Source organism: Salinimicrobium sp. 3283s (assembly GCF_039602225.1).
GTDB classification, from domain to species: Bacteria; Bacteroidota; Bacteroidia; order Flavobacteriales; family Flavobacteriaceae; genus Salinimicrobium; species Salinimicrobium profundisediminis.
Genome location: NZ_CP143631.1, coordinates 2,476,811 through 2,491,505 on the forward strand (window position 1 = coordinate 2,476,811; position 14,695 = coordinate 2,491,505).

General features: G+C 40.1%; 8 protein-coding genes. All 8 read left to right on the forward strand.

The window, feature by feature from the left end; all coding sequences use genetic code 11:
- Positions 1-5: 5 nt before the first annotated feature.
- Positions 6-1,904 carry a RagB/SusD family nutrient uptake outer membrane protein gene (locus VS868_RS11030; RefSeq protein ID WP_345597453.1) on the forward strand — a complete coding sequence of 633 codons (1,899 nt, stop codon included), beginning with the start codon at positions 6-8 and terminating at the stop codon, positions 1,902-1,904.
- A 60-nt stretch (positions 1,905-1,964) separates the two neighbouring features.
- Positions 1,965-4,979: a SusC/RagA family TonB-linked outer membrane protein gene (locus VS868_RS11035; RefSeq protein WP_345597455.1), complete on the forward strand. Its 3,015-nt coding sequence runs from the start codon at positions 1,965-1,967 to the stop codon at positions 4,977-4,979.
- Positions 4,980-4,999: 20 nt separating this feature from the next.
- Positions 5,000-6,763 carry a RagB/SusD family nutrient uptake outer membrane protein gene (locus VS868_RS11040; RefSeq protein ID WP_345597457.1) on the forward strand — a complete coding sequence of 588 codons (1,764 nt, stop codon included), beginning with the start codon at positions 5,000-5,002 and terminating at the stop codon, positions 6,761-6,763.
- A gap of 54 nt (positions 6,764-6,817) precedes the next feature.
- A complete protein-coding gene (locus VS868_RS11045; RefSeq protein ID WP_266067821.1) occupies positions 6,818-7,849 on the forward strand; it encodes a DUF5627 domain-containing protein in 1,032 nt (343 codons plus the stop codon).
- A gap of 27 nt (positions 7,850-7,876) precedes the next feature.
- The gene (locus VS868_RS11050) at positions 7,877-9,997 is read left to right on the forward strand and encodes an endo-1,4-beta-xylanase (protein WP_345597460.1); all 2,121 of its coding nucleotides are present in this window, start codon (positions 7,877-7,879) and stop codon (positions 9,995-9,997) included.
- Positions 9,998-10,003: 6 nt separating this feature from the next.
- On the forward strand, positions 10,004-11,302 hold the full coding sequence (locus tag VS868_RS11055) for a cellulase family glycosylhydrolase (RefSeq protein ID WP_345597462.1): 1,299 nt from the start codon (positions 10,004-10,006) through the stop codon (positions 11,300-11,302).
- 265 nt (positions 11,303-11,567) lie between these two features.
- Positions 11,568-12,719, forward strand: a complete 1,152-nt coding sequence (locus VS868_RS11060) for an endo-1,4-beta-xylanase (RefSeq protein WP_266067818.1) — start codon at positions 11,568-11,570, stop codon at positions 12,717-12,719.
- 23 nt (positions 12,720-12,742) lie between these two features.
- Positions 12,743-14,677, forward strand: a complete 1,935-nt coding sequence (locus VS868_RS11065) for a glycoside hydrolase family 97 protein (RefSeq protein WP_266067817.1) — start codon at positions 12,743-12,745, stop codon at positions 14,675-14,677.
- Positions 14,678-14,695 lie beyond the last annotated feature (18 nt).

Consider the following 14,695-nt stretch of genomic DNA (forward strand, 5'->3'; position numbering starts at 1 on the left):
TTTTTATGAAAGCATATATAAAAACAATTGTTAAGAGCAGCTTTTTCATAGGATTGCTCATGATGGTTTCCTGTGAGGACTATCTGGAGAGAACACCAGAATCGGTTGTCTCAGAAGAGGCCGCTTTTGAGAATTTCCAGAACTATCAGGGATTTGTTGAAGAGCTTTATATGGCTATTCCCAACTTTACTACAAGTTACTGGACCACCTCATTCAATTGGGGAGATGATGAGATTCAATCTGCAGCAAATACTTTCCACTTTGGGGTGAAAATTGAAGACGGAAACTTTTGGGGCTGGCAGGCAGAACATGATGGCTGGGGAGCTGGCTGGATGGATAAAAATGGAGCCAATACTAATGTAGCTGGAGGTAGAATGAACAAGGGCTTATGGCCACTTGCATGGTACGGAATTAGGAAAGCTAATATTGGTCTTGCCAATTTGGATCTCATGACAAATGCGACGCAGGAAGAAAGAGATATAATTGAAGGTCAGCTATTGTTCTTTAGAGCGTGGTTTCATTTTCAATTGATCCAGTATTTTGGAGGTCTTCCTTATATACAGGAAGTCTTGCCTTCAGATGAGCAAATTTGCGAACCCCGCCTTAGCTACCATGAGACTGCAGAATTGGCTGCGATTGACTTTAGAAGGGCGGCCGATCTTTTGCCTGTAAACTGGGACAATACGGTTGTAGGTAGACGTACACTAGGAAAGAATGATTTGCGCATTAACAAAATAATGGCACTGGGTTACCTGGGTAAAAACCTTCTTTGGGCTGCCAGCCCTTTAATGAACTATGAGTCTACAGGAAGCCGTTCATATAACAATGAATATAGTCAACGGGCGGCATCTGCCTTTGGTGAATTATTATCTCTGGTTGAAAATGGCGAAACCCAATATTCACTTCTTCCTTTTGATGAATATAGCCAGAACTTTTATACTACCGGCCAAAACTGGGCTATTCCTGGAGGTACAGAAGCGATTTTTAGATCTCCTTATGTTGAAGCAAATGGATCTAACTGGGGTATTAGTAAACAGTATCTGCCTTCTGTAGTAGGAGGAGGGGATATCAAATTTTTACCTACGGCAAATTACGTAAGTTTTTATGGTATGGCGAATGGGATGCCTCTTCCAGAAGATATAACTCAAGCTGACCCTGAATCTGGATATGATCCTGCCCATCCCTGGGAAGGTCGTGATCCACGATTTTATCATGATATACTGTATGATGGGGTGCAGGTTGTAGAAGGATCATTACCACCCGAAGTAAATGAAAATGCAGTGCGTTATGCAAATTTATATACTGGAGGGAGTTATCGAGATGTGAATTTTGGAAGCCGAACAGGTTATGTAAACCAAAAATTTATTCCACTTACTGCAAATCAATATGATAGGGAGTACGATTACGGCTATGCTCTTCACCTTATGGTGCCATATATGCGTTTGGCAGATATATACCTTATGTATGCAGAGGCTTCCCTAACAGGGTATGGTTCTCCCGCGGGTAAATCTTCAAATTTTAGTAAAACAGCGTTGGAAGCTGTTAATACTATTCGCGACAGGGCGGGGGTAGATCCTGTTCATAGCAAATTTACTGCTTCAGCAGAAGACTTTTTGCCAGAATTGAGGCGTGAACGTGCTGTGGAATTAGCTTTTGAAAGACATCGTTTTAATGATCTTAGACGTTGGTTATTGTTGACTGAATATCCTTATACCATTAAAACTTCCCATGAATTTGATAGACCTGCATCCTTTGATTATGAAAATCCACGAGAAAATCGTGTAGTGAATCTTAAGGAAGAAGTTATTCTTGTACGTGACTTCACTGATAGGCATTACTGGTTGCCTTTAAAAGTATCTGATGTAAGTATCTGTCCTGAATTTTATCAAAACCCCGGATGGTAGTGGTATTAATAGGACCTAACTCTTAAGTATTAAATGATCTTAACGTCGAAACACCAACTAATGAAACATATAACACTAAAAATTGTTTTGTGCGCTATTACGGTTTTACTTCCTGTGATACTTTCCGCACAAACTGCCACCAAACTTGATTTAACTACCCTTATCCGAACACAAAAAGGTTTGCCGGTTAAAGGGGCTATTGTTACAAGTGAGCAGGATAATATTTCCACCCAGACAGATAGCATGGGAATTTTTTCCCTGCAGGTATCTCCAAATGCCAAACTATCTATTAGCACTTTGGGTAACGAAGTCCAATTCGTTACCGCCACACCAGGACTGCAAGAGATAGTGCTAGAGGTAGAACAACTCGTTCAGGTGGCGTATCGAAAAGAAAACGTTGATGACCTTTTAGGAGGTATATCTTATGTTAATTTGCCGGAATTACTTGATAAAAACTATATTACTTACCCACTTGAAAATATGGAAGCCTTTGTTCCTGGTTTTCATGGTAATTTGTGGGGAATGAACGAGTACCTCGTGCTTGTGGATGGCGTACCTCGTGATTTAAATAGTGTACAACCCACTGCAATTGACCAGATCAGCTTTTTAAAAGGAATTTCTGCAGTTGCGTTGTACGGTAGCCGGGCTGCTAAAGGTGCTATACTCATCACTACAAAAGGAGGCCATATTGGAGAACAAACAATTGATGTTAGGGTAAATGCCGGTTTTCATACTCCAAAAGGTTTTCCGAAGTATTTGGGGTCTGCAGAATATATGACACTCTATAATGAAGCAAGAATTAATGATGGGCTTGAAGCTTTATATTCTGAGGAAGAAATTTATTATCACGCTGTAGGTGACAATCCTTACCGATATCCCAATGTTGATTTTTATTCTTCCGATTACCTTCAGGAAGCTTACAGTCTTTATGATGGGACACTCGAAATTGCCGGTGGAAATCAAAAAGCCAGGTACTATACTAACATGGGTTTTATGAGAGAAGGCTCCCTTTTAAATTTCGGTGAAGCTGAGAACAACAAAAATGAAAGGTTCAATGTGCGCGGGAATGTGGATATGAAACTTACAGATTATATATCTGCCAATGTAGATTTAGCTGCCATTTTTACCAGTAATGTAGGGGTTAATACAAATTATTGGGAAGGTGCTGCTAATATAAGGCCTAACCGGTTTACACCTCTTATTCCCATTACTTTTCTTGAGGAAAATGATTTAACTTCATGGAACCTGGTCGAGGGTACCGATAACCTTATTAATGGGCGGTATCTGTTAGGAGGCACTCAACTGGATCAAACCAATCCTATTGCAGATGTATATGCCGGCGGTTCCAACACATTCAACAGCCGACAATTTCAATTTAATGCCGGTGTGGATGCCGACTTACAAAATGTGCTTGAGGGATTGACCTTTAGTTCTTTATTTGGGATAGACTATGCAACCTCGTATACTCAGGCTTTCAATAATAGTTATGCAGTTTTTGAACCAGCCTGGAATAATTATGCAGGAACAGATCTTATAAGCAACTTAACCCGGTATGGACAGGATGCTAGTTCCGGGGATCTAAATGTGAGCAACAGTTCTTACCGCCAGACAATTGCTTTTTCAGGACAATTGAATTATCAAACCCAGCTTGATAATGATCATAATATCTCAGCAATGTTAATAGCAGGCGGATTTCAACGATCTTCTTCTGGTGTATATCAGGGCACAAATAACGCGAACCTTGGTTTACATTTAGGCTATGACTTTAGGAGCAAGTACTATGCGCAATTTAACGGTGCAATGGTATACTCTACCATGGTACCGGAAGATAACAGGACTGCCTTTTCTCCAACGCTCTCGTTAGGCTGGAGAATTAGTGAAGAAGACTTTCTGTCGTCTTCATCTATTGTAGATGACCTGAAGCTGTCAGTTTCGGCAGGTATATTACATACAGATCTTGATATTTCTGATTACTACCTTTATGAAGCTATCTATACACAAACAGACGGAGCTTGGTATGGATGGGCAGACTTATCTGCGCCCGCACAAAGTACCGATTCCCGTCGTGGTGCGAATCCAAATATGAAGTTACCAAAGCGGGAAGAAATAAGTGTGGGGCTGGATGCTTCCTTTTTTGACAATATGCTGGTAGTGAATGGAAATGTTTTTATGAGCAAGATGACTGGTCTTGTAGATCAACTCTCGGTTTTGTATCCTAGTTATTTTCAAACAGGATGGCCTAATTCTTCTTTTATCCCATATGTAAATTATAACGAAGATCTACGTTCTGGTTTTGATTTCGGTGTAAATTTTAATAAGCAAATTGGGCAGGTAGATTGGTCTTTAGGACTGGTAGGTACTTATTTCACTACCGAAGCTTCCAAACGAGCCGAATTCTATGAAGATGAATACCAGAACAGGCAGGGCAGGCCGCTGGATGCTATTTGGGGTCTGGAAAGTGATGGTTTTTTTGAGAGTACAGAAGATATTGCCAATTCACCAGAACCAGCATTTGGTGAAGTTCAACCTGGGGATATTAAATATAAGGACCAAAATGCAGATGGGGTAATTAATTCACAGGATGAGGTATACCTTGGAAGAGGGGGCTGGTATGGCTCGCCATTTACCGCAGGTGTTAACCTTACAGCAAAATGGAACAACTTCACCTTCTTTGCTCTGGGAGTTGCCCGTTCGGGTGCAATAGGTATGAAAGACAATAATTATTTCTGGGTAAATGGCCAGGATAAATATTCTGAGGTTGTTAGAGATCGTTGGACTCCAGAGACTATGGATACTGCTACTTTTCCCCGTTTAACAACTTCGGGAGGTAATAACAACTTCAGAAATTCAGATTTCTGGACTTACAGTACCAACCGTTTTGATCTTGCACGGGTTCAGGTTTCTTATACATTCCCGGAGAGCATAGTTAATGGTGATTTCCTTAAAGAATTTGGAGTTTACGTAAATGGCGCTAACCTTTTAACGATCGCTCCTAATAGAGATATTCTGGAATTAAATATAGGAGGTGCTCCACAGACCCGCTTTTTTAATCTTGGTGTTAAAGCCTTATTTTAATGAATTTTAAAAATTAAATTATGTATAAGAAAATACTGTTTTTTGTTTCGGTTGTGCTGGTATTCTCCTCATGTGAAAAGGAGTTTCTTGAGCCGGCAATTGAAAACAATCGGGATCTGAGCGATATTCAGGATGAGCCGGGTTTTGCACTTGGTTTGCTTTACAATGGTTATACCAGGCTGCCCGGTGGATGGTCATTTAGTGAAATGGCTACAGATGACGCTGTAAGTAGTGACGAGGATAATAATTACTCTAACATGGCCACAGGGCAATGGGCTGAAAATTTTAACCCTGTAGACCAGTGGCAAAATTCCTTTGCAGCAATCCAATATTTGAACTTAATGCTATCTAAGGCAGATACCGTTACATATGCCGAAAATCCAGCCGTAAACCAAATGTTTAAAGATCGTACTAAAGGTGAGGTATACGGTCTACGTGCTTACTTTATGCATAGATTGCTACAGGCTCATGGTGGAATGGCCGGGGGACAACTTTTGGGAGTACCAATTATGTTAGAGCCACAAGATGCTTCTACAGATTTTTCAAGTCTGCAAAGAGCTACTTTTGAAGAAGGTATACAGCAAATTTATAGTGATATAGAAAAGGCTATAGAATTGCTTCCCTTGGATTATGAAGACATTGGAAATCAGGATGGCATTCCTGCAAAATACGTGAATATGGGAGCGGGAGTCAATGACTATAACCGCGTATTAGGTAAAACTAATCGTTTACGCATGACCGAGAGAGTTGCTCTTGGTATCCGTTCCAGAGCAGCTTTACTTGCAGCAAGCCCTGCTTTTAATCAAGGTACTTCTACAACCTGGGCAGATGCGGCTAATTATGCGGCAGATGTATTAGACAGGAACGGAGGAGATGGAGGTCTTGATCCAGACGGTCTTACCTGGTACAATGATGGAGGAGTGATTGATAATCTTGCTGCCGGTTTAAATCCCCCTGAGATTTTGTGGAGAGCAAATATGCCAGGGCCAAGTAGCACACTTGAAGAACAACTTTATCCACCCTCACTTTTTGGAGATGGTCTGGTAAACCCTACTCAAAACCTGGTCAACGCATTTCCTATGGCAAATGGTTACCCAATTGATCACCCCGATAGTGGTTATGATCCTGCAAACCCATATGTGAACCGAGATCCCCGTCTTACTGCTTTTATAGTAGTGAATGGTAGTCAAATGGGGCCGTTTGATGAAACAATCATAACCGCAGTTGATGGCGGAACCATTGATGGTTTGAACATAGTCGAGTCCTCTACTCGTACAGGCTATTACCTTCGCAAACTGCTAAGGGAAGATGTGAATCTTGACCCTCAAAGTGTCAATCAGCAAAGGCACATTAATCCGTTAATCAGGTATACTGAAATTTATTTGAATTATGCAGAGGCAGCAAATGAAGCCTGGGGGCCAATGGGAACAGGCGGTAATTCTTATTCAGCTTATGATGTGATAAGAGCAATTCGTGAGCGGGCTGGATTAAGTGCTAATGGTGGTGATCTTTATCTTGAGTCTATAAAAGGAGACCAGGATGCAATGAGGGAATTAATAAGAAATGAAAGAAGACTGGAACTAAGTTTTGAGGGCTTCCGTTTTTGGGATTTGCGTAGATGGAATGAAGACCTTTCAGAAATGGCATTTGGAGACAGGATTGAGGATGGAAATCATGAGGTTATTTCTGTTGAACCAAGACTTTATTCAGATTATATGATCTACGGGCCAATTCCGTATAGCGAGGTATTAAAATTTGGTTTAACCCAGAATATGGGGTGGTAAGAATCAATTAAATTGGTTGCACAGGAATTGTATATAAAATTAAAATGAAAACTCATGAAAAATATAACTAAATTAACCTTGTTCCTATTTATCTCAATTCTGTTCGCTTCATGCGAGAATGAGGACTGGGAATTCCCCGATTTTGAATACCAGACGGTTTACTTCGCTCATCAATATCCTGTAAGGACCATAACCTTGGGAGAAGATATCTTTGATACTTCATTAGATAATGAATGGAAATTCCAGATTATGGCTACGACCGGGGGAGTCTATGAAAATCCAGCTGATGTTACCGTTGATATCACTGTAGATAACAGCCTTGTTGATGGGTTAGCGTTTGAAGGAGCTGGAGATATTCTATCAATGCCTGGGAACTACTATAACATCGTAGCCGATAAAATTATAATTCCTAAAGGGAAAATTGTGGGCGGTGTTCAGGTTCAACTCACCGAAGCTTTTTTTGCAGATCCATTGGCTATTCATAGAAATTATGTGATTCCGGTGAGAATGACCAATGTTCAAAATGCAGATTCTATTTTGTCAGGAAAACCATTAGTTGCAGATGGAAGAAGAACCGTGGCAAGTGATTGGTCTGTCCAGCCTAAAGATTTTGTACTGTACGCTGTAAAATATATTAATCAATTACACGGGTATTACCTTCGCAGAGGAGAAGATGTTATTGTTGGTAAGAATGGGAATGCTAATCTTGATCAAACTATTGTAAGAGGTGAAGAGTTTGTGGTTGATGATGAAGTGGTACTGCTTACTACTCAGTCTTTAAATAAAGTTCTTTTTCCTGTGACTTTTAAATCCAGTGATGGAACCAATATAGAAGTGCCGCTTATACTCACTTTTGATGAAGATGGAACCATTACTGTTGGTACTAATTCTACTGATTTTTCTGTTACTGGTAGTGGAGAATTTGTAAAAGATGGAGAAGAAAACAGTTGGGGAAATCAGGACCGGGATGCCATTTATCTCAATTATGAAGTTGATTTGGATGATTTTCGGGTTTCAACAACAGATACTTTAGTGATGAGAAATAGAGGTGTAGAGATGGAGCTCTTTACTCCTGTACTCGAATAAATGTTTAATATTTAAGATCTAAATGGGATGAAAAGTCTATATAAAATAGGTATCTGTGTACTGGGATTATCTTTAGTGACCTCTTGTACAGATTATGAACCACTCGACTTTCAGGTCGAAAAACCGGAAAGTGTAGCGCTCCAGGAGGAGTTAAATAGTTACGAGGCTTTAAAGACATACTTAGGAGAAGATTCTTCAGACTTTATTTTGGGCGCAGCAGTTAGTATTTCAGATTATAATTCGGAAGGACTAATGTATCGTTTGATCAATTTAAATTTTGAAGAAGTTACTCCGGGATATGGAATGAAACACGGGGCCGTGTTACAAAAAAACGGGAACCTTAACCTGGCTGCTGTGGAAGAGTTTCTCGAAACTGCAAATGCGGCTGGTTTATCTGTTTACGGGCATACTCTTGTATGGCATGCTAACCAGAATGCTGAATATCTAAACAGCACTATTGCACCAACGAAAACAGAAGGTGGACCTATCTGGGAGGTGGTTACCGATGCTTACTTTGAAACAGATGAAGCAGCAAATTATGAGAGTAGCGCTAATGCTATTGTTTCTTTTACGGCTGACGGAGAAGGCTCAGGTGGTGATGGCAGGGCATTGAAAGTGACCAATGAAGAAGCTCGGGAAAACGAATGGGACAGCCAGTTCTTTTTAAAGTTCTCTCCGCCTATGGAGGTAGGGGAAGAATATGAACTTAGTATGGATGTTCGCTCAGATGTGGCTGCCTCTTTTGCTACCCAGGCTCATATTCAACCTTATGAGTATAAACACTGGGATTTTTTTGGTGCTATTAGCGCCACACCTGAATGGACTACTTTTACCAAAAAAATTGTAGTCTCTGAAGAAGTTGCAGGGGCAAGTACAATTGCTTTTAACCTCGGTAATGTTGCCACTACTTATTACTTTGATAACATAAGCCTGAAGAAATATAACGAGGAAGGCAGTGGTGGTCCCGGATTGGATCCAAGCGTAATTACCAATTCTGATTTTGAAACTGGTATCGACGGCTGGGCTGGCTGGGGAAATGGTTCTACAAGGGAGCGCTCGGCAGAAGGTGGGGGCTTTGGTGATACAGGATATGCTTTTACCTTTACGAATCCTTCGGCTGTAAATCCCTGGGAGGCACAGATTGCCTATGATTTACCTACATTGGAAATGGAGTCAACTTATGTACTGAATTTTAAAGTAAAGGCAAATACTGCCGGTACTCTTAGTGCCGCGATACAATCGCCATCTGATTACTCCAGTGATCCGCTTGGCTCATTCAATGTATCGGAAGAATGGAAGGAGTATACTTTGCAGACAACAATAACCAAGGAGGACCGTGAGCGATTTATTATTGACTATGGTCAGTTTGCAGGAACAGTTTATATTGATGACGTAACGCTTTCCCGTGTAAACCCTGGAGGTACAGAGAAAACACCTGAAGAAAAGGAAGAAATTATTACAAACGAAATGGAAAGATGGATTGCGGGCATGATGGAAGTTTCCAAAGACTATGTACATGCCTGGGATGTAGTAAATGAGCCTATGGATGATGGGAATCCCTTTGAACTAAAAACAGGTGCTGGAAAAGAACTAGCGGCAGATGAATTCTACTGGCAGGATTATTTGGGTAAGGATTATGCTGTTAAGGCTTTTGAATTGGCACGTAAATACGGTAATCCAGGGGATCTGCTTTTTATCAATGATTATAATCTTGAATATAATCTGGACAAGACCCGCGGTATCATTGATTTTGTAGAATATATTGAAAGTCAGGGGGCAACGGTAGATGGAATCGGTACTCAAATGCATATCAACATTAATACTTCAAAAGAGAAAATTGATGAGATGTTCCGTTTACTTGCGGCTACAGGAAAACTTGTAAAGGTTTCTGAACTCGATGTAGCTGTAAATAGTAGCGAACCCACTTCAGAAATGTTAGCAAAACAAGCCGAAATGTATAAGTATGTTGTGGATAGTTATGCTGAAAATGTACCGGCGAATCAACGATACGGTGTAACCGTATGGGGAGTACAGGACAGTTCTGATGATGCTAACTGGATGCCTGGCGAAAGACAGAGTCTTTGGGATCTTAATTTTTCTAGAAAACCGGCTTATGCAAGTTTTGCTGAAGCTCTTCAAAATCTATAAGAAGTAATGTCTTTAACCAGCCCATTTAAAAGAGGAATATTTCTATTCATTTTGCTATTTGTGTTGGTGAGATGTTCAACTGATGATTCGTCCCTGCCGAAAGAAGAGGCTAACGAAGAAAACCCCATAGAGGAAGATGATGGGGAAGATGAGACAGAAGAAGATACATCAGTGAATTTTGAATGGCCCTTAAGTACATCCAAATTAAATGTAGAAGGAAGGTTTTTAAAAAATTCCTGTGGAGAAGAAGTTTTACTTCATGGGGTAGCTATGACTCCCAATCCCTGGTTTAACGGCGGACATGTGGGGGAATGGAGATGGAACAATTATGATGTTCAGGGAGCACTGGAGTATAATAAGAAAGTCATGGATAAATTGACCAATAAGGATAATGACGGCTGGTATCTTAATATGGTACGCTTACACATAGATCCTTATTGGTCAAATAAACCGGGCGCTGAAGTAGGTGGCGAAAATGACATTTCCCAATTTAATTTTGACAGGTTTGTAGAGGGAGTTAATAATGTTATTATTCCTTTAATTGAGCATGCAAGATCCCGCGGAATGTATATTATCCTTAGACCACCCGGAGTATGCCCAGAAAGGATTGATGTTGGAGATGAATATCATGAATACCTTAAAACAGTATGGAACTATCTCTCAAGTCATGAAAAGTTAAAGAGTTACGACCACTTAATGTTTGAACTGGCGAATGAACCTATCCACATACTGGGTACTAATGGAGAATGGGGAAGCAATTCTCAACCTCATTTTGATAAATTAAAAATGTTTTTTCAGCCTTTAGTTGAGATGATTCGAGAAAATGGATTTCAAAATGTAATATGGATTCCCGGTTCTGGATATCAGTCTCATTATAAAGGTTACGCAAATAATCCTATTGAGGGAAATAACATAGGATATTCAGTACATATCTATCCGGGATATTGGGGAATGGATAATAATGATCCGGGAACCTTTAGGAAGAACTGGCATGAAAATATTCAACCGGTTGCAGATTTTGCACCCATAGCTATTACAGAGATAGACTGGGCGCCAGATGGATATAGTGCCTGGGGGGAAGGCGGTGTAACAGGTGAAGCCGGGGCCTGGGGTTTTGGAGCCAATTTTAAAGCTCTTGCCGATGAAAGTGGCAATGTAAGCTGGAACTTGCTGGCTCCCGAGAATCTTATCCATGAGGGAGATCCTGATAGGGGAGTGGCTTATAATAATGATCCCGAAGCATGTGCCAATGCTGCAAAAAAGTGGTTTGCTGATTATGCTGAGGAAAGTGTAGGTTGTAATTAAATGAATTGTACAAAAGGTAAAAAGTTTAGTAGATAAGCTTTAATGAGTAACTTTTTATCTTAAATTGTGAAATATTAATTAATTTCAGAATATTTTAAATATTAGATAAATTACGGATATTTAAGGTATGATCATTCTGGGTTCAGGATGATCATGATTTTTATTTAAGTTATTACAGAAGGTCCCGAAATTTTGGTGTTACACATATTGTACTACCGTAAAAAATAAAGAATCTATAACTAAAGTTTAACCATTATCAAGCGTTATGAAAAATAACAGGGCACTAACTTTTCTTTTTTTTATAAGTGTTAGTTTAACATTTGTTAATTGCAGAAGCCAGGAAAAAGATTCTTTATCTTATCAGACTGAAGTTAAAACATTAAAAGGAGCTTTTGAAGATAAATTTTATATAGGTACTACGCTCAATGCCTGGCAAATTATGGGAAGGCAGCCTGAAGAACTTAAAGTTGCGACAGAGAATTTCAATTCTATTGTTGCCGAAAATATTATGAAAAGTGCACGAATTCAACCGAAAGAAGGGGAGTTCAATTTTGAACTTGCCGATGAATTTGTGAAAATAGGCGAGGAAAATAATATGCATATCCACGGGCACACCTTGATATGGCATTCCCAGGCTCCTGACTGGTTTTTTGTCGATAAAGATGGAAATACGGTGTCTAAGGAAGTGCTTACCCAAAGAATGAAAGATCATATTCATACCGTGGTGGGCAGGTATAAAGGCAGAATTCATTCCTGGGATGTGGTTAATGAGGCTATAGAAGATGACGGGAATTATAGAAATAGCAAGTTCTATCAAATTTTAGGTGAAGATTTTATAAAACTGGCCTTTGAATTTGCACACGAAGCCGATCCTGAAGCCCAGCTTTATTACAATGATTATTCTATGGCAATGCCAGGAAAGCGTGCCGGGGTAGTGAGAATGGTAGAAAAGCTGGAAAAGGAGGGCATTACCGTAAATGGAATAGGAATGCAGGGACATATTGGATTAAACCATCCTGATATTCGTGAATTTGAAAAAAGTCTGGAAGCATATGGAAACCTGGGGAAAGTGATGATCACTGAATTAGATCTTAGTGTCTTACCGTCACCCTGGGGTGATGCCGGCGCAGAAATCTCAGATAATTATGAGTATGAAGATAAAATGAATCCCTTTCCTAATGGTCTGCCAGCCGATGTTGAGCAACAATTCACAAAGAGATATGTAGAATTTTTTGAACTGTTCCTAAAACATCAGGATAAAATTGAAAGGGTTGCCCTTTGGGGAGTGAATGACGGGAATTCCTGGAAGAATAACTGGCCGGTGAGAGGAAGAACCGATTATCCGTTGCTATTCGATCGTGAAAATAATCCAAAACCTGTTGTGAAGGAACTTATAGAACTGGCTGCAGCAAAATAACCCTACAAAATTTGAAATTAGAAATGAAAAAAGTCTTTTTATTTATCTGCCTGCTAAGCATTTTTCCGTTTGTTGTTGCACAGGAAGCAACCATCCAGAGTCCCGATGATGCTGTAAGATTAGAAGTACACCTGGAAGCTGGAGTACCAACCTATTCTGTTTTCTACAATAATAAAGTGGTGCTGGAAAAATCCAGACTGGGACTAAAAACAAATATTTCAGATTATTCTGAAGGTTTAAGTTTTGAAGGGAGTAAAACCAATTCCGTAGAAAAGAGTTATGAATCCAAAAAACTTAAAGATTCAGAGATTAATTATAACGCACAGGAACTAACCGCCACTTTTACCACTCAAAAAGGGCAAAAAATGGATGTAATTTTCCAGGTTAGTAATAATGATATCGCGTTTAGATACCATCTTCAAAAATACAGCGATACCATAGCCCACGTGGTGACGAAAGAATTTACCGGATTCAATTTTCCAAATACGGCAAAAAGTTTCCTTACGCCTCAGTCTAAATCTATGGTAGGTTTTCAGCGTACCAAACCCAGTTACGAAGAGGGCTATTATTTAGATCAGGAGATTACGAAAGCTTCTGCCAATAATCTTGGTTATACCTTTCCGGGTTTATTTAAAACCGAAGATCATTGGGTGCTACTTTCTGAAACCGGAGTGGACGGCACCTACGTGGGCGCTCATCTCAGCGATCCAAATGCTGAAGGGGAATATACGATTGCTTTTCCCGATAGTACTGAAAATAATGATTTTGGATCAACCGGAGCCGCAATTTCCCTTCCGTTTAGCACTCCCTGGAGAACTATCACAATTGGTGAAAGTTTAAAGCCAATTGTGGAAACCACCATTCCTTTTGATGTGGTGAAGCCGCTTTACGAAGCCTCACAGGATTATAATTTCGGGCGCGGTGTATGGAGCTGGATTATGTGGCAGGATGCAAGTATGAATTATGATGACCAGGTGACTTACATAGATTTCGCTGCTAAAATGGGTTATGAATACATTTTGATTGATGCGCTTTGGGACCAGAATATCGGCTACGACAGGATAGAAGAGCTCATTGATTACGCCAATAGCAAGAACGTTGATGTTTTTTTGTGGTACAATTCCAACGGCGTTGCCAATGACGCACCTATGACTCCACGGAATAAAATGCACCGGGCTATAACCCGTAAAAAGGAAATGCAGTGGTTGCAGGAAAGCGGGGTAAAAGGTCTGAAAGTTGATTTTATGGGAGGTGATAAACAAGAGACCATTCAGCTTTACGAGGATATAATGTCCGATGCCAATGATCACGGGTTAATGATGATCTTTCACGGCGCCACAATTCCAAGAGGTTGGGAGGTAATGTACCCTAATTTTATAAGTACTGAAGCTGTTCTTGCTTCAGAAAATTTAATGTTTAGTCAGTATGCAAATGACCAGGAAGCCCGAAGTGCTGCCATTCATCCTTTTATAAGGAATACGGTGGGAAGTATGGATTTTGGCGGAACTGTTCTAAACGAACGCTACAATCGAACCAATGACGGCGGAAACTTTAGGAGAACCTCTGATGCTTTTCAACTGGCAACTGCAGTTTTATTTCAGACGCCGGTTCAATTCTTCGCTTTAACACCAAATAATCTAGAAGACGCTCCGGAATTTGCCATGGACTTTATGAAAAACGTTCCTACCACCTGGGATGAAACCATTTTTATTGAAGGATACCCGGGCGAGTATAGCGTAATAGCCAGAAGGCATAAGGAGCAATGGTATATCGCTGGAATCAATGCGTCAAAAGAAGCAAAAAAGCTGAGCTTTTCCCTTCCTGAACTGAAAGGAAGTACATTCAATATTATTAATGACTCTAAGAAAGGGAAAACTGAAAAGAAAGAAATCAAACAAAAAAGAGGAAAATTTGAAGTAACCATTCAACCCCAGGGCGGCTTTGTGATTACAAATTAGTACAGGTTTCTCCTCCTG

Excerpts from the sequence above, each read along its gene's own strand:
- VS868_RS11055 (WP_345597462.1), top strand. The coding sequence starts at position 10,004 with ATGTCTTTAACCAGCCCATTTAAAAGAGGAATATTTCTATTCATTTTG.
- VS868_RS11065 (WP_266067817.1), top strand. The coding sequence starts at position 12,743 with ATGAAAAAAGTCTTTTTATTTATCTGCCTGCTAAGCATTTTTCCGTTT.
- VS868_RS11040 (WP_345597457.1), top strand. The coding sequence starts at position 5,000 with ATGTATAAGAAAATACTGTTTTTTGTTTCGGTTGTGCTGGTATTCTCC.
- VS868_RS11050 (WP_345597460.1), top strand. The coding sequence starts at position 7,877 with ATGAAAAGTCTATATAAAATAGGTATCTGTGTACTGGGATTATCTTTA.
- VS868_RS11045 (WP_266067821.1), top strand. The coding sequence starts at position 6,818 with ATGAAAAATATAACTAAATTAACCTTGTTCCTATTTATCTCAATTCTG.
- VS868_RS11030 (WP_345597453.1), top strand. The coding sequence starts at position 6 with ATGAAAGCATATATAAAAACAATTGTTAAGAGCAGCTTTTTCATAGGA.
- VS868_RS11035 (WP_345597455.1), top strand. The coding sequence starts at position 1,965 with ATGAAACATATAACACTAAAAATTGTTTTGTGCGCTATTACGGTTTTA.
- VS868_RS11060 (WP_266067818.1), top strand. The coding sequence starts at position 11,568 with ATGAAAAATAACAGGGCACTAACTTTTCTTTTTTTTATAAGTGTTAGT.